At 62.6% G+C, this 17548-nt stretch carries 24 protein-coding genes and 1 pseudogene; 15 read left to right on the forward strand and 10 right to left on the reverse strand.

What is annotated here, in order from left to right; genetic code table 11:
* The first annotated feature begins 14 nt into the window (after positions 1–14).
* The gene (locus BRA1253DRAFT_RS32985; protein WP_007601499.1) at positions 15–2756 is read left to right on the forward strand and encodes an EAL domain-containing protein; all 2742 of its coding nucleotides are present in this window, start codon (positions 15–17) and stop codon (positions 2754–2756) included.
* A 14-nt stretch (positions 2757–2770) separates the two neighbouring features.
* Here BRA1253DRAFT_RS32985 and BRA1253DRAFT_RS32990 read toward each other — a convergent pair whose 3' ends face one another.
* Complete coding sequence (locus tag BRA1253DRAFT_RS32990; protein ID WP_007601501.1) at positions 2771–3055, reverse strand: hypothetical protein; 285 nt, start codon at positions 3053–3055, stop codon at positions 2771–2773.
* A 245-nt stretch (positions 3056–3300) separates the two neighbouring features.
* Between BRA1253DRAFT_RS32990 and rocF the strand changes: the two genes are divergently transcribed.
* The 4 genes from rocF (at position 3301) to BRA1253DRAFT_RS33010 (ending at position 6637) form a co-directional block, all read left to right on the forward strand.
* A complete protein-coding gene (rocF, locus tag BRA1253DRAFT_RS32995) occupies positions 3301–4278 on the forward strand; it encodes an arginase (protein ID WP_007601502.1) in 978 nt (325 codons plus the stop codon).
* 161 nt (positions 4279–4439) lie between these two features.
* On the forward strand, positions 4440–5711 hold the full coding sequence (gene soxC / locus BRA1253DRAFT_RS33000; RefSeq protein WP_007601503.1) for a sulfite dehydrogenase: 1272 nt from the start codon (positions 4440–4442) through the stop codon (positions 5709–5711).
* Positions 5698–6240: a c-type cytochrome gene (locus BRA1253DRAFT_RS33005; protein ID WP_007601504.1), complete on the forward strand. Its 543-nt coding sequence runs from the start codon at positions 5698–5700 to the stop codon at positions 6238–6240. The genes soxC and BRA1253DRAFT_RS33005 overlap by 14 nt, the downstream gene beginning before the upstream one ends.
* Positions 6241–6340: 100 nt before the next feature.
* Positions 6341–6637: a hypothetical protein gene (locus BRA1253DRAFT_RS33010; RefSeq protein ID WP_007601505.1), complete on the forward strand. Its 297-nt coding sequence runs from the start codon at positions 6341–6343 to the stop codon at positions 6635–6637.
* A gap of 5 nt (positions 6638–6642) precedes the next feature.
* Here BRA1253DRAFT_RS33010 and BRA1253DRAFT_RS33015 read toward each other — a convergent pair whose 3' ends face one another.
* Entirely contained in the window at positions 6643–7857 is a 1215-nt protein-coding gene (locus BRA1253DRAFT_RS33015; protein ID WP_007601506.1) for a mandelate racemase/muconate lactonizing enzyme family protein, read from the reverse strand.
* Positions 7858–8018: 161 nt separating this feature from the next.
* Here BRA1253DRAFT_RS33015 and BRA1253DRAFT_RS33020 point away from each other — a divergent pair, with 161 nt between their 5' ends.
* On the forward strand, positions 8019–8207 hold the full coding sequence (locus tag BRA1253DRAFT_RS33020; RefSeq protein WP_007601507.1) for a hypothetical protein: 189 nt from the start codon (positions 8019–8021) through the stop codon (positions 8205–8207).
* Between the two features lie 147 nt (positions 8208–8354).
* On the opposite strand, the gene BRA1253DRAFT_RS33025 is transcribed toward BRA1253DRAFT_RS33020, so the two are convergent.
* Together BRA1253DRAFT_RS33025 and BRA1253DRAFT_RS33030 are read right to left on the reverse strand one after the other, a co-directional pair.
* The gene (locus BRA1253DRAFT_RS33025; protein ID WP_007601509.1) at positions 8355–9641 is read right to left on the reverse strand and encodes an NRAMP family divalent metal transporter; all 1287 of its coding nucleotides are present in this window, start codon (positions 9639–9641) and stop codon (positions 8355–8357) included.
* Between the two features lie 276 nt (positions 9642–9917).
* Positions 9918–10103 carry a hypothetical protein gene (locus BRA1253DRAFT_RS33030; protein ID WP_007601510.1) on the reverse strand — a complete coding sequence of 62 codons (186 nt, stop codon included), beginning with the start codon at positions 10101–10103 and terminating at the stop codon, positions 9918–9920.
* 275 nt (positions 10104–10378) lie between these two features.
* Here BRA1253DRAFT_RS33030 and BRA1253DRAFT_RS33035 point away from each other — a divergent pair, with 275 nt between their 5' ends.
* The 6 genes from BRA1253DRAFT_RS33035 to BRA1253DRAFT_RS33050 all read left to right on the forward strand — a co-directional run bounded on the left by BRA1253DRAFT_RS33035 (position 10379) and on the right by BRA1253DRAFT_RS33050 (position 12826).
* Complete coding sequence (locus BRA1253DRAFT_RS33035; RefSeq protein WP_245286015.1) at positions 10379–10582, forward strand: hypothetical protein; 204 nt, start codon at positions 10379–10381, stop codon at positions 10580–10582.
* 531 nt (positions 10583–11113) lie between these two features.
* Positions 11114–11242 carry a hypothetical protein gene (locus tag BRA1253DRAFT_RS45925; RefSeq protein ID WP_256375811.1) on the forward strand — a complete coding sequence of 43 codons (129 nt, stop codon included), beginning with the start codon at positions 11114–11116 and terminating at the stop codon, positions 11240–11242.
* Between the two features lie 115 nt (positions 11243–11357).
* Positions 11358–11534 carry a hypothetical protein gene (locus tag BRA1253DRAFT_RS44735; protein ID WP_007601513.1) on the forward strand — a complete coding sequence of 59 codons (177 nt, stop codon included), beginning with the start codon at positions 11358–11360 and terminating at the stop codon, positions 11532–11534.
* A 443-nt stretch (positions 11535–11977) separates the two neighbouring features.
* The gene (locus BRA1253DRAFT_RS45930; RefSeq protein ID WP_007601520.1) at positions 11978–12103 is read left to right on the forward strand and encodes a hypothetical protein; all 126 of its coding nucleotides are present in this window, start codon (positions 11978–11980) and stop codon (positions 12101–12103) included.
* Positions 12104–12115: 12 nt separating this feature from the next.
* Positions 12116–12364: a hypothetical protein gene (locus BRA1253DRAFT_RS33045; RefSeq protein WP_007601530.1), complete on the forward strand. Its 249-nt coding sequence runs from the start codon at positions 12116–12118 to the stop codon at positions 12362–12364.
* Positions 12365–12556: 192 nt separating this feature from the next.
* Positions 12557–12826, forward strand: a complete 270-nt coding sequence (locus BRA1253DRAFT_RS33050; RefSeq protein WP_007601531.1) for a hypothetical protein — start codon at positions 12557–12559, stop codon at positions 12824–12826.
* On the opposite strand, the gene BRA1253DRAFT_RS33055 is transcribed toward BRA1253DRAFT_RS33050, so the two are convergent.
* The 6 genes and pseudogenes from BRA1253DRAFT_RS33055 to ligD form a co-directional block, all read right to left on the reverse strand.
* Positions 12820–13026: a hypothetical protein gene (locus tag BRA1253DRAFT_RS33055; RefSeq protein ID WP_007601533.1), complete on the reverse strand. Its 207-nt coding sequence runs from the start codon at positions 13024–13026 to the stop codon at positions 12820–12822. The two genes, BRA1253DRAFT_RS33050 and BRA1253DRAFT_RS33055, sit on opposite strands and share 7 nt — an antisense overlap.
* Positions 13023–13223, reverse strand: coding sequence for a hypothetical protein (locus BRA1253DRAFT_RS33060; protein WP_007601535.1), 201 nt, complete (start codon positions 13221–13223; stop codon positions 13023–13025). The genes BRA1253DRAFT_RS33055 and BRA1253DRAFT_RS33060 overlap by 4 nt, the downstream gene beginning before the upstream one ends.
* Positions 13224–13460: 237 nt before the next feature.
* Entirely contained in the window at positions 13461–14138 is a 678-nt protein-coding gene (locus tag BRA1253DRAFT_RS33065) for an SOS response-associated peptidase (protein WP_007601537.1), read from the reverse strand.
* Between the two features lie 13 nt (positions 14139–14151).
* Positions 14152–14565: pseudogene (locus tag BRA1253DRAFT_RS33070) on the reverse strand (hypothetical protein).
* Positions 14566–14823: 258 nt separating this feature from the next.
* Positions 14824–14994: a hypothetical protein gene (locus BRA1253DRAFT_RS44740; protein WP_007601541.1), complete on the reverse strand. Its 171-nt coding sequence runs from the start codon at positions 14992–14994 to the stop codon at positions 14824–14826.
* Positions 14994–15917 carry a non-homologous end-joining DNA ligase gene (gene ligD / locus BRA1253DRAFT_RS33080; RefSeq protein ID WP_007601543.1) on the reverse strand — a complete coding sequence of 308 codons (924 nt, stop codon included), beginning with the start codon at positions 15915–15917 and terminating at the stop codon, positions 14994–14996. Before ligD ends, BRA1253DRAFT_RS44740 begins: the two co-directional genes overlap by 1 nt.
* Positions 15918–16050: 133 nt before the next feature.
* Between ligD and BRA1253DRAFT_RS33085 the strand changes: the two genes are divergently transcribed.
* The 3 genes from BRA1253DRAFT_RS33085 (at position 16051) to BRA1253DRAFT_RS45625 (ending at position 17342) form a co-directional block, all read left to right on the forward strand.
* The gene (locus BRA1253DRAFT_RS33085; RefSeq protein ID WP_007601546.1) at positions 16051–16236 is read left to right on the forward strand and encodes a DUF3606 domain-containing protein; all 186 of its coding nucleotides are present in this window, start codon (positions 16051–16053) and stop codon (positions 16234–16236) included.
* A gap of 502 nt (positions 16237–16738) precedes the next feature.
* Complete coding sequence (locus BRA1253DRAFT_RS33095; RefSeq protein ID WP_007601548.1) at positions 16739–16978, forward strand: hypothetical protein; 240 nt, start codon at positions 16739–16741, stop codon at positions 16976–16978.
* A gap of 10 nt (positions 16979–16988) precedes the next feature.
* Positions 16989–17342, forward strand: coding sequence for a hypothetical protein (locus BRA1253DRAFT_RS45625; protein WP_245286016.1), 354 nt, complete (start codon positions 16989–16991; stop codon positions 17340–17342).
* Positions 17343–17548: the final 206 nt, after the last annotated feature.

A 17548-nucleotide genomic window follows, 5' to 3' on the forward strand; every position in this document is an offset into this window, starting at 1 on the left:
GCGGGAGGATCGGAGTGAAGCGCTATCGTCCGCATATTCTGGTCGTGATCGCGCTGGCGATCGTGCTGTCCACGGGGTGGCATGGTGCGCTTCGCAACGCGCTGACCGACCTGCGGTTCGCTTGGCAATCGCGTGCAGCGAGTGGCAACGTCGTCGTGGTCGCCATCGACGCGCCCTCGATCGAGCAGATCGGGGTGTGGCCCTGGCCGCGCCGGCTGCACGCGGAATTGTTGCACAGGTTAGAGGCCGCGGGGGCGCAGGACGTCGCCTTCGACGTCGATTTCAGCTCGCCATCCGATCCAGCCTCCGACGAGGCCTTCGTGAACGCACTGCGTGAGGCCGGCGGCTCGACCATCCTGCCCTCCTTCAAGCAGCCGACGCCGAATGGTGGCGCAGCTCACATCAATCGCCCCCTGAAGCCGTTCAGCAACCAGTCGTGGCCGGCGCTGGTCAATGTCGCGATCGAATCCGACGGGCTCGTTCGCCGATATCCATTCGGCGAGAAGCTCGGCGATGCCTTGATGCCGTCGATGGCAGTCGTATTGGCCGGGCAGGACGCAAATCGGCGGTCGCCGTTCCTGATCGATTTTAGTATTCGGGCGGGCTCGGTTCCGAGTGTCTCCTATGTCGACGTGCTCCGCGGTGAAACCGCCGCGCTCGACAAGCTGAGAGACAAGAAGGTCATCATTGGTGCGACGGCGCTCGAACTCGGGGACCGCTTCAGCGTTCCAAATGGCCGCATCATCTCCGGACCCATGCTCCAGGCGCTGGCAGCGGAATCGATCCTGCAGAACCGGATGCTGCGCTGGACCTCCGATATCGGCATGATCCTGAGTCTCGCTGTGGTCTGCCTGCTGATGGTGTATTCGTGGCGCCGCTTCGGACCGGGAATTCGCGTTGCAATCCTGATCTCGGCCGGGGCGGTCTTCGAGCTGGTTGCGGTCCTCGTGCAGGCAAGATGGCCCTTCATCATCGACACATCGCTGTTCCACATCGCGATTGTCGCTTATCTGACGGCGATCGCACTCGACGAAATCGATTTCCGCGGTCTCCTGGGGCGCATCGCCGAAAGCCGCTTTCATCGTATCGCGATGTCGCTCGGCGATGGCCTCGTCTGCACCGACGAAGGTCAGCTGATCGCCGTGTGGAATCCCGGCGCCAGTGCGATCTTCGGCTATATGCCCGCCGAGATCATCGGCCGCCCGTTCGAAACGCTGTGCGCCGTATCAGTGGACGGTGACGCGAGGCCGTCCATGCGCGACGCCGCGCGCCAGGCACTCCTGGTCCCCGGTGGGGCGGTCGTCGTCGAGTTCGAAGGGCGGCGCAAGAACGGTGAAACTTTCCCGGTCGAGGCGAGCTTCTCGGGCTGGCAGGGAACGGACGGCTTCCAATACGGAGCCATCCTGCGCGACATTTCGGTCCGCAAGCGCGAGGCCGAACGCGTCAGATATCTCGCCGAGTACGACGCGCTGACCGGTCTGGTCAACCGCAACACGCTGCATGCCGGACTGGTCGGCATGATCGGGGATGCGGGGCAGCGCCCCTGCAAGGTCGCGCTGCTCGTGATCGGGCTCGACGGCTTCCAGAGCATCAATGACATGCTGGGTCATTCCGCCGGAGATCTCGTGCTGCAGGCGGTCGCTGGTCGCCTGAAAGCTGAAACGGGCGACGACGCTGTCGTTGCCCGGCTCAGCGGAGACGAATTCGCCATTGCGCGCAAAGGCGCAGATGGCGACGAGCCGATCGCAGAGTTCGCCGAGCGCATCGCGCGCGCGTTCGAAGCGCCGCTTGCGACCGGCACGCGGCAGCATCGCGTCAGGATCAGCATCGGCGTCGCCGTCCATCCAGAAGGCGGACACAACACCGACGATCTCCTGAGCAACGGCCATCTTGCGTTGACCAAGGCAAAACTGACGCGGCGCGGCGGTTATGTGGTCTTCGAGAGCGCGATCCGGCAGGAGCTGGAGAACCGGCTGACGCTGGAGAGTGAATTGGCGCTTGCCGCCGATCGCGGCGAGTTCGAGCTGTTCTACCAGCCTCAGGTTCGCCTGATCGACGCCAGCCTGGTCGGGGCCGAAGCGCTGATCCGCTGGCGGCATCCCGTGCGCGGCTACGTTTCGCCAGGAGAGTTCATGCCGGTGGTCAATAGCTCAGCCCTGTCCGAGCGGATCGGAAACTGGGTGATGGAAACTGCCTGCCGGCAGGCACGCGCCTGGGAATTGTCCGGCGACAGTGTGCGCGTCGCGATCAATTTGTCGCCCTCGCAGATCCACTCCGGCGACCTCGCGCATTCGGTTGCGGGGATGCTCGAAGCGACGGGGCTCACGCCGTCGCTGCTCGAACTCGAGGTCACCGAGGACATCCTGCTTCACGACGAAGCCCGGGTGCTCGATATGTTCAAACGCATCCAGCAGCTCGGCGTCCGCGTCCTGTTCGACGATTTCGGCACTGGCTATGCGAGCCTGAGCTATTTGAAGAAGTTCCCGCTCGATGGGCTCAAGATCGACCGGTCGTTCGTGCTCGGTCTGCTCGCGAACTCCGACGATGCCGCGATTGTCGGGTCGACCATCGGTCTCAGCAAGCAGCTCGGTCTCACGGTCGTGGCCGAAGGCATCGAGAATCGCGCTACGGCCGACTTCCTGGTGAGCATGGGATGCGAGGAAGGCCAGGGCTATTTCTTTGGCCGTCCGATGCCGGCGGAGGCATTCGAGCGACAATTCCTCGCGTCCGAGTGCGCGGCCGTCAGCGCCGCCTGAACACCTGTTACGATTTAGCGCCGACGCGCGACCGCGACGCCGAACAGGAAAGCAACGAACAGGCTGGCAAGCGGCGCTTCGCGCGTGATCGCAGCGACGGTCGCGAGGGGCCGGCCCGGCTTTCGCGCATCGTCGATTGCGGAGGTCATGCGGTCGACAGCTGCATGCAGGCCACCTGCGACTTCACCGATGGTGCGGGATACGTCCGTCGCGGCATCGATGGCGCGCTCGGCCATGCCGGGATGTGAAGTGGACTGCGGGATCTCCGTGCTCAAGTGCGCAACCTCCAGGCTGATCATGTGCGGCGGAGGCCGGTACCTTTGGCTATCCGCGCGAGCGCTCGTTCTGAACAGCGGGTCGCATGACCTTTGGCTATCCGCGACAGGCGCCGTGGTTTTTACGGCGGGTACCGGCCTTGGATGAGCAATTCGGCGCGCGGGCTTTTGTTCCGGGACGATGCGCCCCTGCGTGGACCTTCCCCGTGAAACGACGGGTGCGAATCTCTGTTAGGCTGGCTCAATCTTGCTGATCTCAGGAGACAGCTGTGACTGACCGGACCACGACGGATCGAGCCCGGCGCATCGCCCTGCTCGGCGCTCCCATCGACATGGGGGCTTCGCAGCGCGGTACTCTGATGGGCCCTGCGGCGCTCCGCACCGCCGGCCTTGCGACACTGCTAGAGAGCCTGGATTTCGAGGTCGTCGATTACGGCGATCTCTCCGTGGGCGAGCTCCGGGACCTCGCAGACAGGCCCCCCGACAAAGCCAATCACTACCGCGAAATCCAGCGCTGGACGCGCGTGCTGAGCCGCAGAGGCTACGAGATCGCGAAAACCGGCGCGCTGCCGATTTTCCTCGGTGGCGATCACACGTTGTCGATGGGATCGGTGAATGCCATGGCCCGTCACTGGCAGGAGCGCGGACGCGAGCTGTTCGTGCTCTGGCTCGATGCGCATGCCGATTACAACACGCCTGAGACGACGATCACCGCCAACATGCACGGCATGTCGGCGGCATTCCTTTGCGGCGAACCCGGCCTCGACGGCTTGCTCGGCGATGATCCGCGCGCCTCGATCAATCCCAACAGGCTCGACCTGTTCGGCGCGCGCTCAATCGACAAGCTCGAAAAGGAATTGATGCGCACGCGCCGGATCAGGGTTGTCGATATGCGCCAGATCGACGAATTCGGCGTCGCCGTGCTGATCCGTCGCGTCATCGAGCGCGTCAGGGCCAGCAACGGCGTACTGCATGTCAGCTTCGACGTCGATTTTCTCGACCCCTGCGTCGCACCCGGCGTGGGCACGACGGTGCCGGGCGGAGCGACCTATCGTGAGGCGCATCTGATCATGGAGCTCCTGCACGATTCCGGCGTAGTCGGTTCAGTCGACATCGTCGAGCTCAATCCGTTCCTCGACGAGCGTGGCCGCACCGCGCGCACCGCGGTCGAACTGATCGGCAGCCTGTTCGGCCAGCAGATCGCCGACCGGCCAACCCCCAGCAATGCGATCGCGCCGGGCGAGTGATGGATGAGCCGTTTGTGCATTGCGAAGAAGAGAATTGCCGTCGCGCCCGCCAGATTTAGATCAGTCGAGGTCGAAATCGCCTGTTTTTGAAACAGGTGCGAATTGCAAATGCTCGTCGCAGAATGTTTCATGCGGGTCGCGCTTCAGCCGAGGATCCGCAAATGAGCATCACGAGCGACGCCGACGACAAACCTGCGGGGACGACTCGCCGTCGCTTTCTGCGCGCCGGCGCGGCGGCTGCGGGTGGCACTGTCCTGGGCGCCGGCGCATCGGCTGCCGCCGCGACCGACAACCTTCCACCCAACATTCCCGAATGGATGAAGGCGCCGGGCGAGCCGACGGGGGGCCAGCTCTATGGCGCGCCATCGCCGTTCGAGAAGGGCGTCGTCAAGAACATCTCGAAGACTCTCAAGCAGTACATCTCTGCCTCCAGCCGGACGCCGTTGCAGGAGCTCGATGGCATCATCACGCCGAACGGACTGTTTTACGAGCGTCATCATGGCGGCGTTCCGACCATCGATCCGGCCCAGCACCGGTTGATGCTGCACGGGCTGGTCGAGCGTCCGCTGATCTTCACAATGGACGATCTCAGGCGTTTCCCGTCGGAATCGCGCGTCTACTTTCTCGAATGCTCCGGCAATCCCGGCTACAGCAAGCCTTACGGCAAGACCGCGTCGGACCTTGTAGGTCTGGTGAGTTGTGCAGAATGGACCGGCGTCAGCCTCAAGCTGGTGCTCCAGGAGGCCGGATTGAAGCCGGATGCCAAATGGATCGTCGCCGAAGGTGCCGACGCGGCTGCGCTGACCCGCAGCATCCCGATCGAGAAATGCCTCGAGGACGCCATGCTGGTCTACAGCCAGAACGGGGAGCGGCTGCGCCCGCAGCAGGGCTATCCGCTGCGGCTGTTCCTGCCGGGCTTCGAGGGCAATATGAGCGTGAAGTGGCTGCGGCGCCTGCATGTGACGGCTGAGCCGGTTTATTCGCGCGAGGAGACCTCGAAATACACCGACCTGCTGCCAGACGGCACCGCGCGTGAATTTTCGTTCTACATGGAGGCGAAGTCGATCATCACGAGGCCCTCCGGCGGCCAACGCCTGGGCGCGCCCGGCTTCCACGAGATCACCGGCATCGCGTGGAGCGGGCACGGCAAGATCGCGCGCGTCGAACTGTCCGTCGACGAGGGAAAGAGTTGGCAAAGCGCGCAATTGCAGGAGCCGGTGCTGACGCGTGCGTTGACACGCTTTCGCCTGCCCTGGCAGTGGGACGGCAAGCCTGCCGTGATCCAGAGCCGTGCCATCGACGAAACCGGCTATGTGCAGCCGACTCTGGCCGAGTTGCTCGCGGTGCGCGGCGAGAACTATTTCTACCACAACAACGCGATCTGGCCCTGGCGCATCGCGGCCGACGGCGAGGTGACCAATGCGCTGGCGTGAGACTTGCGGCATTGCTGTTGTCATCGTGCTGTGTGCGTTCGCGAGCGGGGCGCAGGCACAGACTCTGTACGGCCTCGGACGTCCCGCGACGGCTGCGGAGATTGCTGGCTGGAATATCGACGTCGGACGCGACGGCAGCAATCTGCCGAAGGGAAGTGGCTCGGTCAGTCGTGGTCGCGAGGTGTTCGCCCAGCAATGTGCATCATGCCATGGCGACAAGGGCGAGGGCGGGCTGGGTGACCGGCTCGTCGGTGGGCAGGGCACGATCGCAACACCAAAGCCGATCCGCACGGTCGGCAGCTATTGGCCGTATGCGCCGACGCTGTTCGACTACATCCGCCGTGCGATGCCGCAGAACGCACCGCAATCGCTGAGCGATGAGGAGGTTTATGCGGTGTCCGCGTACATCCTGAACCTGAATGGACTGGTCGGAGCGGACGCGACGCTCGATGCCAAATCGCTCGCGGCGGTCAAGATGCCGAATCGCGACCGGTTCGTCGGCGATGCGCGGCCGGATGTGAAACACTGAGCGCCTTGTGGCGTCAGGTTCCCGCATTGGCTTGGAACTTGGCTCGGCAAGGGCGGAACTCGCAGGACGCAATTGCATTAACCTGCGAGAGGAAAAACCTATGGATTCCACGATGGCAACGGATCGCTTCGCAAATTCCATGTCCTCGGCGCTTCGCCATCCCGGCGTGATCGCGTTGATTGTGGCCGCGGTGACGATTGCTGCGATGCTCATCGTCGATCACGGACCATGGAATCGGGCCAAGACGCAGCCTGCTCACGTCGCGATGTATGCGACCACTGGCGAGGCCGCACGCGCCGCAGGTGCCAAAATTCTCCCGACCGAACCGAAATCACCGATCGAGCCGGCGCGGCCGGGGCCAAAGACGTCCCCGACCGTCAATCCAGTGACGCCGTAAGACGTCTAGTTCTTGCGACCGTAGTTGAGCAATCCGCCGCTGGTCTTCGGCTGATGCGCGCGAAGGGCTTCCTCGTTCGGATCGGTGCCCCAGCCGGGTCGGTCCGGAATGACCAGATGGCCGTTCTGAATATCCGGCTCATGCGTGAACAGCTCGCGGTCCCACGCCAGGCGGTCGATGTCGATCTCCATGATGCGCAGGTTCGGCACGGCGGCGCAGAAATGCGCGTTCATCATCGAACAGAGATGGCCGTAGAAATTATGCGGGGCAACGTTGACTTCGAACGCGTCCGCAGCGGCTGCAATCTTCATCGACTGCCAGACGCCGTTCCAGGGCGTGTCGATGATCGCGACGTCCATGGCCTGCTCGCGGAAATAGGGCAGGAATTCGCGCAAGCCCAATAGCGTCTCGCAGGACGAGATCGGATGCGGGCTTTGCCTGCGGATGTAACCGAGCGCTTCCGGATTGAAACTGTCGATCTCGATCCAGAACATGTCGAGGTCGGCGATGGTGCGCAGGATCTCCAGATAGCCCTCGGTCTTGGCGTTGAAGTTGCAATCAAGCAGGATGTCGACGTCGGGGCCTGCCCCGTCGCGGATCGCCTCCAGATGCATGCGCAGGTCGCGCAGGATTTTGCGATCGACGTTGATCTCGGGGGCGAAGGGCGAGCCGAAACCCGGTCGCCAACCGGTTGGCTTGCCGTCGTCGTAGGAGAAGATGTTGGTCTTGAGCGCGGTGAACTTCTTCTCGAGCACCTCGCGTCCCATTGCCTTGACGCCGTCGAGGTTCTCGATCGGCGGCTTGTACCAGGACGGGTGATTGATCCGCCACGTTGCGCAATGCGACCAATAGACCCTGACACGGTCGCGGATCTTGCCACCGAGCAGTTCGTAGCAGGGCACGCCGAGACATTTCGCCTTGGCATCGAGCAGCGCATTCTCGATCGCGCCGAGCGCCTGCGCCACCACGCCGCCGGCGGCGGGACGTGTGGCCGCGAACAGCTCGGCGTAGATGCGCTCGTGCCGGAAAACGTTCTGCCCGACGACGCGGGCGGACAGGCGCTGGATCGCAGCACCGACGCCGGGTGAGCCAAAACCCTCGTCGAACTCGCTCCAGCCGACGACGCCGTCTTCGGTCGTCAGCTTGACGAAATGGTAGTTTCTCCAGCCGGCATCGCAGGCGAGGATTTCGAGGCTTGTTGCTTTCGACGATCTGGTCATGTCGCTCCCTGTCGCCCGGCGGCGCTTTTTTTCTTTGGCCGGCTCGCAAGCCCGGCTCCAGCCACAATTGTTAGGCTAACGGTCCTGCGCAGTGAAGCCCGGCGAGGGGCGCCTGGAAGGCCCTTCCCGCCATTCTAAGGGAAAATCCGGTGGGGACAGCCATGATCTTTCCCGGGGTTGTCCTGAAAAGGGACCATGCTTTGACGTTTTTGGCCGCAATCGGGATCGACCCTCCGGCCATGAAATTTCTGGCTGTGATTTCGATCCTGGCGCTGCTCACGATGAGTGGAGCCGCCATTTCCGATCGGTTTCTGACGGCCGATCAGCACGCTGCGCACGGGGTGGAATAGCGCGGCGGGCGCAAACATTTTTTGTCTTGCGGGAGACAGCGATGCTTTCGATCGACCAATTCCTGCGCTTCATCAGCGTGCCGGCCCTCTTCGCGGCCTTCATCATCGCCTCGCAGATATCGGCAGCCTTGTCGCACGGGTAGCTAGTCAGCCGATCAATGACGAGCCGAGCAGGGCGAGCACGGCCAGCGCCATCAGCGCGGTGCCGAGCCAGCCCAGCGCGACGAGCCATGACCGGCCCTTGAAGCGACCCATGATCGTCTTGCTCGAGACGATCAGCATCATCATGGCCATGATCGGAACGGCGACGACGCCGTTGAGCACGGCGCTCCAGACCAGCATGTGGATCGAGTCGATGCCGGTGAACCCTAGACCGAAGCCGATGATGGTGGCGGCGGCGATGATGGTGTAGAAGCCGACCGCCTCGTCGGGCTTCGCCTCCAGCGTCGCGCGCCAGCCGAAGATCTCCGCCACGCCGTAAGCGGCCGAGCCCGCCAGCACCGGAATTGCGAGCAGGCCGGTGCCGATGATGCCGATCGCGAACAGGGCGAAGGTGAAGTCGCCGGCGAGCGGCCGCAGCGCTTCGGCGGCCTCCGTCGCCGAATTGATGTTGGTGACGCCATTCGCGTGCAGCACCGACGCGGTGGTGAGGATAATGAAGAAGGCGATGCCGTTGGAGAGCAGCATGCCGGAGATGGTGTCGGCCCGGATGCGCGCCAGCTCCGGACTGCCGCCGTGCTTCAGTTCGCGCAGCGGCTTGTCGCGCCTGCCCTGGTTCATCTCCTCGATCTCCTGCGAGGCCTGCCAGAAGAACAAATACGGGCTGATCGTGGTGCCGAGCACGGCGACGACCATCATGAAATAATCGGCGCTGACATTCGTCTTCGGCCACACCGCCGCGAGCAGCGCCGTGCTCCACGGGATCTTGACGGTGAAGGCGGTCGCGACATAGGCGAACAGCGCCAAGGTGAGAAATTTCAGCACCGGCGAATAGCGCCGATAGGGCAGGAACACCTGCAGCAGGGTCGAGCCCGCCGCGAAGATCAGCGCGTGCTCGTGGTTGAGGCCGCCGATCACGAGCGAGAGCGCCTCAGCCATCGCGGCGATGTCGGCGGCGATGTTGAAGGTGTTGGCGGCGACGAGCATGGCGACGAGCGACAGCACCGCCCAGCGCGGCGCGATCTGCATGACGTTGGCGGCCAGCCCCTTCCCGGTGACGCGGCCGATCCGGGCGCTGACGAGCTGGATGGCGATCATGAACGGCGTGGTCAGAAATACCGTCCAGAGCAGTCCGTAACCGAATTGCGCGCCGGCCTGCGAATAGGTGGCGATGCCGGACGGATCGTCGTCCGCCGCCCCGGTGACGAGACCCGGCCCCAGCCTCTGCAACAGCGACGGCGCGGATTTCGTGGGGGTGAGGGCATTGTCGGTCATGGCAGGAGGGGTCTCGGTCGGGGCGCGTCCTTCACAAATCCTAATCCGGGAACAAGGTTCCCGGGCGAGGGTGAGCGGACGCCTTGCTCGTTTCTGATAAAGCGAATCTCCGTTTGACTCGTCGGGCAAAACACCTGTATAAGTGCATCATCGAAGAATACCCGGTGCAGCCTTTGCGCGCGTCCCGGGCGCGACCGGCCCGCCATGGCCGGCCGTCGCGCAGCCCGCGCACGGACACCGGCGAGACGTTTGTCCCCTGAGCGCGTGCGGTCGGGACTATTTGACGCTGACGAACATGCCCCAGGCGCCGGCCAGCGCGGCGCCGGAAAAGACGATCAGCGGGTTGTCGCAGAACGCGCCACCATACGTGCACATGGTGACGCCGAACGAGCCGATCTCGTGATGGCTCGCGGAGTAGAACAGTCCCGACAGCACCAGCAACGCGGCGGCGACGACATACATCGACGATCTCTCCGAGCTGTCCCCGTTGCGTTTGTCGCAAGGGATGTGTCCCAGCATGGCGCCAACCCGTTGCGTCCTGCCGAATCCGCCCTGCCGCATTTGAACTAAAGTCGATCTTTCCCGCGCAATGCTGTCGTCGTCAGCTGCGATCCCTGCGCAATCGGGACGTGTGATCGGAACCGGAACATCTGCGCGGGAACTCCTGGACGCGCTCTTGATTAATGAGCAGGAACAGTTGGACCAACTGAGGGGAGTGGCCCATGGGAGCCGAGCGGATGCACCCTCCGCGGTACTGGCGGATGCGGGCGGAAGAATTCCGCACCAAGGCGGACAATTGCGAATATCCCGAGACGCGGGACGTGCTGCGCAAGGTGGCGCAAAATTACGACGAGCTGGCGCGCCGCGCCGCGCGCATCTGCACGCTCGAGAGCCTGGACGAACTGCGGGGGGGGGGACCCGCCAACACCAAGCCGGTTTGATCGTTCAGGACAAACCCGCTTGATGGTTCAGGACGAATTCGACGACCAGCACGCGCGATCATGGGGCGTCTAGGCCCTCGCTTCCATGAGAAGCGCCGCCCGCGTGATTGGAACGAATGTCCACTTTGGTACTTAGGAACTCAGTCCTCCAACGAGGAATGAGATGAGCAGTGAACAGCAAGCAGGCCCGGCAACGAGGCCGGATCATTACAAGCCGAGGCCGGCTTGCCCCAAATGCGAGAGGGATACGCGCTGCCTGACTTCGATCTTCGATGTGAGGCGCGATTGCTCGATCCTGATCTATCGGTGCGATTCGTGCCGCGAGGACGTCTGGATCTGAGCGAGCGCCGTCGTCGGTCCATCTGCGGGACGCCCCGTCGCAGATCTCAGAGCAAGGTCGCATAGGAACTTCGCCTGTTTCGCTCGCTTGTCGCCTGCATCGACCACGCAGGCGAGACAGCTTACGACCATGCAATCACGCTACCCGTTGTTGAAGAGTGGACAGCGGAAGAGCACGAGCGGCTGAAGGCGTTGGCCGACGCCGGCTCGCGGCCGGACGAGATCGCCGGCGAACTCGGTCGCAGCGAAGCCGCGGTGAGAGTGCGCGCCTGGCAGCACGGCATCGCGTTGCGCCTCGCCACGCAGAAGCGCGGACCCTGAAGACCGGCTGGGTCGAAAGCCCGCAGGCGGGCATCCCGCCGTGTGTTCACTTCTGAGCGGTCCTCAATCGTATCTCGACGTACTCTGCGAATGGGCAGCAACACGGGAGCTTGTCATGCTCACCCGCGAGGAATTCGAGGCGGATCTCGACCGGCAGAAATTGCACCAGCTCGATGCAAGGCAAACGACACGACAATTGCTGCGCCGTTCGCGGGAGCAGATTGCGGCATCGATCTCACTGCTTCAGCAAAACGTTCCGAAGATCTGGCACCCTGAACCTCCAGAACGATAGAAACCTCCTGCTCTGTCCCGCGTTTGCGCGCATGACGGATCAAGACACCAGGCAGCGGCCGATTTGTGCTGCGTGCAACAGACCCATGACATTCATCGACGCGGTGGCTTCACCGGATGGCGCGATCGCCATCTTCCGGTGCTCCCGGTGCAACAAGCTGTCCTGGGAGACGCCCAGGCGAAACCAAAACCAAAACCAAAACCGAAACTGAGGCGTCGAAAAGAAACGGCCCCAGCCCGGGGGGCGAGCTGAGGCCGTGGGGGGCGCCGGTCGTGCATCCGGACCGACGCGCGAATAACTTTTTGATCCCAAAAGCTGTTCCTATTCAGGCGACCATGGACATGGCGCGCCGCGACGAAACACGCCTGAAACAGTGCTGAAACCAGATTGTCTCGAACGCCCCGCCCGTTGCGCCCGACCAACCAAGCGAAAAGGAGATCATCATGATCCAAGTCGGAAGCCACGCCGGTATCCAGGTCGGTTCGAAGGAAGAAGTCGCGTTTTTACTGGCGCTGTTCGGCACCCACACCCAGCCGGTGAAGCGGCCGGCGAAATCGCGGCAGGCGTGAGGCGCTGATCCCATGCCAGGTTTGGCCGAATGCCAGAGCCTCTTGCGGCTTCTGATCGCAAGGGGCGACCCGAAGGCCATCCCGCTCGCGACAGGCGCGATCGACCAATACCTGAACACGGCGCCGGTCTGCATGCGCGGCCGCAGCCTGCGCGTGCTCCAGCGCGACGCGCTCGACCAGCATGGCACTGCGGTCGGCGTGCAGCGCTCGTTCGCCGAAACGGTGGATGCCTATATCGTCGGGAAGCTTGCGGAGGAGTGAGGGGGCCGCGTCGTTTCGCCCTGTCGCTTCGCTCCCTGACGAAAAACCGGGCGTGAGCGCGGCAAGCTGCTGCCGCGCCGCGCTGGCAGAGGGACGTCGGAGTTCCCGGAACCTATTGATTCCAACAGATTTTTTCGCTGCCCCGGAAACCCTTTGTCCGCTTCGGACCTATTACGGGCAAAGGATGCTGCAATGCCCCGATATTATTTCGACCTGCGCGACGACACCGGTGTAGCGCTCGACGAGGAAGGGCTTGAGCTGGCCAGCTCGCGCGCCGTTCAGGCAGAGGCCGCCAAGTCGGTCGCGGACATGGCGCGCGACGCCATCGTTTCCGCGCCTGCCGCGGGCGGCAGGCAGTCGATGGCGATCGACGTTCGCGATGCCAGGGGTCCCGTGATGCAGGTCAATTTCTCGTTCGCGATCGAGACCTTCAGGACGCCCTCGACATCACGCGATCATTGACGCGTGAGAACTCCCGGCGGGGATGACTCGGCCTCGAGCACGGCGATCTTGCGGCCGAGCTGCCAGACCTCGACCTTGCCGTGCCGCGTGAACTGCTGCGCGAAGGTGAGGGCGATCGCATCCGACGCGGCCTCGAACGCTTCGGCGGAGCGGAACACGCCGTTGTCGCCGACGAGATAAGCGCGATATTGCTGGGTCATGTCGGCGGCCTCAGCCCGGGAGAATGCAGCCAGGCGGAAATGTGCATGGCGGTCTCGTCCTGCCGCGCCCGGCGCAGCAGCATCTCGCGGCGGCGCCCCGGCGCGATCGTACGCGCCTCCTCGCGAAGCCGCGCGGCCTCCTCGGCGAGCCGTTCGGTGAGTGTCGTCGTCTGCTTGAAGCGTCGGCGTGTCGGCATGCACATCTCCCTCGTTCGTCCGGGGCGGGAGCGCTGGTTGGGCGTTCTCATCACCGGCAGATGCCAATTGCCTTGCGGTGATGGATAAAGCTTACGCCCCTCGTCTGAGGCGGCGACATATCATATGATAGGTCGCCGGATTAAATTGCGTGAGCGGGTTCAGTGGCTTGAGCGGGTTACTCAACTTGAGGCAATGTTCACTTTTGGACAGAGCGAGTGCCGAATAAAGCCCCGATATTAGGAATCAACTGTAGCAGCGGCTAATGCGTCTTCCTTATCGATGCCGCGCGCCACGATCTTCAAGCTCGCATCCGGCAGCGGCCGTTGCAGCGCCTTGGCTTCATCCCACGGCGCCCTCAGCCAAACCTCTCGCTCCTCCGGTGTGGTCAAGATCGCCGGCATGGCCTTCGGATGGATCGGCTCCACGACCGCGTTCGGCGTCGTCGTAAGGAAGCCGTACACCTGATGCGGTCCGGGGATTGGCTTCGACTTGGTGCCGCGATCGCCATTGAAGGTCGTCCAGATCCCGGCGAACGCGAAGAGCGGCCGAGCGTCCGCGAGCGCGAACCACACGATGTCTTTCTTTTTCGTCTCCGGGTCGGGCTCCGGCGCGTATTCGGCAAAGCTGTTGACCGGGACGAGACAGCGATGCTCCGGCTTGAGCCACGCGCGCCAGTGCGGCGACGAGGTGTTGCGAATGTTCGTCACGGGCGGGCCGCCGGTGCGGGGCGGGGGCGGCATGCCCCAGCGCATCAGCACCATCTCTCGCTCGCCGGCCGCGTCGCGAATGACTGGCGCGGGGTAATCCGGAAATACGCCGGGCATCGGCGCCAGATTGCCTTCATAGCGGCGGACGACTCGGAAGAGGTCGGCTATCGCGGCCTGGTTGGTGGTGATCGAATAGAGATTGCACATATGTTGATGATCCTTAGCGCTCGCCGGGGCACCAGTAAGATGCCGGATTCTCCGCCGAAATTTTCGTTGGTCTTAATGCAACGAGTGCGCTTCGCTTATACGGATAGCGCCGCACTTCCGAACAGTCCTTGCATCGCATGTAGCGCTCAAGTTCATGCACCGGCGTCGACTTGGCACGACGGACGATATCGAGCGCCACGGTCTAGTTGGTGTCGCATCCAAGGCATCGCACTTCGAGGTATAGGAAGCCCGCGTTGATGGCATCCCCGATCGTCGGCGATGGCTGCGCGGGGCCCTTATAGCCAAGCATCCGATAGTTCCACGCCGCGCAAGCGAGTTTGTCGGCCTCCTTGCGCGCCTCTTTGGCGCGTTCGGCCGATATCTTGATTTGAGTGCCGTAGAGATGTTGGCGCGACTTGGTGGTCATGGGCGATCAAAGCCATGTGCCGGCCAAGCTGCAAATTATCGATGGGTAGTAGGCGAAAAACTGGACGAACCACTGCCTATCGTGGCTGTGGAAAACCTCCGGCGGCCTCAGTGCTGCGTCGGCTCTTCCTCGACCGGTTCGCCGTGTTGGTGCTCAAGCGCTTCGCCGAGGTCACGGCAGTCGAAGCGTTCGCCGCAGGTCGGGCAAATCATGAAGTGATCTTCCTCGCTCCTGGGCTGCCAACCCTCTGTGCGGAATTTAAATCTCATAGTGCGCCTCCGCTTCTTTTGCTGCGGCATTCACCTTAGAGCGATCTCGCCGTTCATCCGGCGAAAGCTGCAGCACTGCCTCATGCAGCCAGACCGGAATGGTTTGCGGATCATCAAGGGATTTCTCGGCCCATATCCACCATCGATCGAACGCATCCATCACAGATCCTCTCTCAAGCCCTTAAAGAAGGGATGCCGGACCTTCCCCTCCGCCGACTTGGCGCGATACTCGATTTCCGCAAGCAGCTTCGGTTCGACCCAAACGCCCTTGTGGGCGATGCGCTTGGCGTAAGGTTGCGTCTTGCGAATGAGCGGCTTCAATCGTTTTTGCAGTTCTGCGGCGGACGTCTTGTCGAATCCGTGGTCGACCTTGCCCGCATAAATGAGATCATCTCCCTTATGACGCCCGAGATAGATGCCGTCCCATTTGCCTTCGTCGAGTGCGAAGCCGGCGATGGTCAGTGTCTCCCGTTGCGCGCAAGTTGTCTTGACCCAGTTATTGCCCCGGCCGCTATTGTAGGTGCTGTCGCGAACCTTGGAGACCACGCCCTCCAGCCCGATCTTGCAGGCGTGCGCGAACATCTCGCGTCCTTCGATCTCGAAGCTCTCACTGAGATGCACGTCGGTGCCGGAGATAATCTTCTTCAGCTCGGCCTTGCGCTGGAACAGCGGCAGGCCGCGCAGGTCTCGCGAATTCAGATAAAGCAGGTCGAATGCGACGAGCACGATCTTGGACGATGTGCCCTTCAGCTCGTTTTGAAGGACGGAAAAATCGGTGCTGCCATCGGCAGCAGGGACGACGACCTCGCCGTCGATGACCGCCGATCCCGCCTTGATGTGCCAGGCGTCGTCGGCGACTTTCTTGAAGCGTTTGGTCCAGTCGTGACCGCGACGGGTGTAGACGGTGACGGCCTCGTTGGCCAAATGAAGCTGCACCCGATAGCCGTCGAATTTGATTTCGTGAAGCCACCGCGCCCCGGATGGCACGCGGTCCACCGTCGATGCCAAGGCCGGTTCGATGAAGCCGAGGAAGGGCGCTTTCACCCCGAGCGCCCCCCGCCTTCGCTGACGCTGCAACGCCACTGATAAACTCCACGCAACGAACACGTTGATTCGAATCTTTCTGGCCGGATTCGTTCCGACGACGGGCGCGACCTTGAAGGTGGTGGGGAACCGTTTGAATCCTCTTGCGTTTCAGAGATGCAAGGAGAGCAACATGGCTAAAGCGAAGAAGCAGACAACTCGCGGTCGCAAGCAGGACCGCGCGCGCGTTGCGGGTGGGCAGAAATACGAAGTTGGCTACGAGGCAAAGAAGACCGGCCGCTCGGCTTCTGCCGTCAAGAAGGCGGTCAAGAAGGTGGGTAGCAGCCGGAAGAAGGTGGAGCGTAAGCTGGGGCGCTGATAGTTTTGCGTTAGCCCACAGGTTTGTGGCGAGCCGGTCGCGTGAGCGGCCGGCTTTCTTGCGCTCCGTGTTTTGCTCTTCGCTATTTGAGTGCAGCCGGGAACCAGCTGGCCTGAACGTCCATTAATAACCTGGATGGTCCGATTTAGGGGATTTGGCCATGGGCATCGAGCGAATGCACTCCCCGAAGTATTGGCTCATACGGGCTGAGGAGTTTCACACCAAGGCCGACAACTGCGAACACGTGGAGGCGAGAGCCACGCTTCGCCAGGTTGCCAAGAACTATGAAGCGATAGCCAGGCGAGCGCAGCAAATTCTCACTGCCACCGAGAGGGACCAGCGCCACCGTCAGCAAGCTCCCCGGGTGGCACAAGAATACGCCGACGACCAGCGCGAGAACCGTCTCGATCCATCCCGAGCCGTAGCTGGGCCGTCATAGTCGTTTTCTTGGGGGTGTTCTAATTTTGGTAGGAACATCAAGCGCGACCGCGCCTTGACCACCATGCCCCACTACTACTTCGACACGCGCGACAACGACAGGTTCGTTCCTGACGAGATCGGGGTCGAAATCGCCACCTTAGCGAATGTGAAGCGTGCGGCCTCCGAGGCAATGGCAGACTTCGCCAAGGACGTGCTGCCGGGCTCGGTAGTTCGTACCCTCTCAATCGAGGTGCGGGACGGCTGCGGACCTGTGCTTAGGGTGGTGCTCCGCTTTGAGATTGTGCACGCCGCTGTTCATTGAGACCGCGCCAGTGGAACGCCTGTTCGGCCAAGCACCGACATCGGCAATGACGCGCTGCAAAAAACGACAGTATGGTTGGCTGTTTATTTCGAGCGACACCGCAACGCAGTTCGCTGTATGGTCCCGTCCCGTTTTTCCCACAGCGGATTTGATCACCATGCACTCCATCCAAGGTACGCATATTGCCGCAATCTTCAAACTAGCCACCCAGCAGCTCGAAGCACTTCGCATCCACCCAGAGATCCAAAAGGAATATTCCGAAATTCTCGTTTTGAGAGAGAAGATAAAACTGGCGACCGATCTGAAGAAGGCTCGCCGGCAGCTCCTTCTCGGTGCCCCCCGCGCGCTTGAAGGAGGTGGATGAGGCTCCAAGGAAAGATTTTTGATCTAGGTCAAAGTCGCATGGCGCGGGGGCGGTTCGTATGATGCCGTGAGTGATAAGCCGCCGGAAAAGCCAGAAGTGATGCCCCGCGAGAGCGACGAGGCCCGGTGGCGCATCATCGAAGATTATGCCGCGGACGTCCGCGAATTGATCAGGAAGCTGCGCCACAAGTTGGAGGGAGCGGACGT

This window comes from Bradyrhizobium sp. WSM1253, from assembly GCF_000244935.1.
Lineage (GTDB): Bacteria > Pseudomonadota > Alphaproteobacteria > Rhizobiales > Xanthobacteraceae > Bradyrhizobium > Bradyrhizobium canariense.

What these genes read in the sequence shown, in the direction of transcription:
- BRA1253DRAFT_RS33020 (WP_007601507.1), top strand. Translation starts at nt 8,019, where the DNA reads ATGATCTTTCCCGGGGTTGTCCTGAAAAGGGACCATGCTTTGACGTTT.
- BRA1253DRAFT_RS33025 (WP_007601509.1), bottom strand. Translation starts at nt 9,641, where the DNA reads ATGACCGACAATGCCCTCACCCCCACGAAATCCGCGCCGTCGCTGTTG.
- BRA1253DRAFT_RS33035 (WP_245286015.1), top strand. Translation starts at nt 10,379, where the DNA reads ATGCACCCTCCGCGGTACTGGCGGATGCGGGCGGAAGAATTCCGCACC.
- BRA1253DRAFT_RS33060 (WP_007601535.1), bottom strand. Translation starts at nt 13,223, where the DNA reads ATGCCGACACGCCGACGCTTCAAGCAGACGACGACACTCACCGAACGG.
- soxC (WP_007601503.1), top strand. Translation starts at nt 4,440, where the DNA reads ATGAGCATCACGAGCGACGCCGACGACAAACCTGCGGGGACGACTCGC.
- BRA1253DRAFT_RS33085 (WP_007601546.1), top strand. Translation starts at nt 16,051, where the DNA reads ATGGCTAAAGCGAAGAAGCAGACAACTCGCGGTCGCAAGCAGGACCGC.
- BRA1253DRAFT_RS33045 (WP_007601530.1), top strand. Translation starts at nt 12,116, where the DNA reads ATGCCAGGTTTGGCCGAATGCCAGAGCCTCTTGCGGCTTCTGATCGCA.
- BRA1253DRAFT_RS33050 (WP_007601531.1), top strand. Translation starts at nt 12,557, where the DNA reads ATGCCCCGATATTATTTCGACCTGCGCGACGACACCGGTGTAGCGCTC.
- BRA1253DRAFT_RS33010 (WP_007601505.1), top strand. Translation starts at nt 6,341, where the DNA reads ATGGATTCCACGATGGCAACGGATCGCTTCGCAAATTCCATGTCCTCG.
- BRA1253DRAFT_RS33055 (WP_007601533.1), bottom strand. Translation starts at nt 13,026, where the DNA reads ATGACCCAGCAATATCGCGCTTATCTCGTCGGCGACAACGGCGTGTTC.
- BRA1253DRAFT_RS32990 (WP_007601501.1), bottom strand. Translation starts at nt 3,055, where the DNA reads ATGATCAGCCTGGAGGTTGCGCACTTGAGCACGGAGATCCCGCAGTCC.
- BRA1253DRAFT_RS33065 (WP_007601537.1), bottom strand. Translation starts at nt 14,138, where the DNA reads ATGTGCAATCTCTATTCGATCACCACCAACCAGGCCGCGATAGCCGAC.
- BRA1253DRAFT_RS45930 (WP_007601520.1), top strand. Translation starts at nt 11,978, where the DNA reads ATGATCCAAGTCGGAAGCCACGCCGGTATCCAGGTCGGTTCGAAGGAA.
- BRA1253DRAFT_RS44735 (WP_007601513.1), top strand. Translation starts at nt 11,358, where the DNA reads ATGCTCACCCGCGAGGAATTCGAGGCGGATCTCGACCGGCAGAAATTG.
- BRA1253DRAFT_RS33030 (WP_007601510.1), bottom strand. Translation starts at nt 10,103, where the DNA reads ATGTATGTCGTCGCCGCCGCGTTGCTGGTGCTGTCGGGACTGTTCTAC.
- BRA1253DRAFT_RS33095 (WP_007601548.1), top strand. Translation starts at nt 16,739, where the DNA reads ATGCCCCACTACTACTTCGACACGCGCGACAACGACAGGTTCGTTCCT.
- BRA1253DRAFT_RS33015 (WP_007601506.1), bottom strand. Translation starts at nt 7,857, where the DNA reads ATGACCAGATCGTCGAAAGCAACAAGCCTCGAAATCCTCGCCTGCGAT.
- BRA1253DRAFT_RS44740 (WP_007601541.1), bottom strand. Translation starts at nt 14,994, where the DNA reads ATGGATGCGTTCGATCGATGGTGGATATGGGCCGAGAAATCCCTTGAT.
- BRA1253DRAFT_RS33005 (WP_007601504.1), top strand. Translation starts at nt 5,698, where the DNA reads ATGCGCTGGCGTGAGACTTGCGGCATTGCTGTTGTCATCGTGCTGTGT.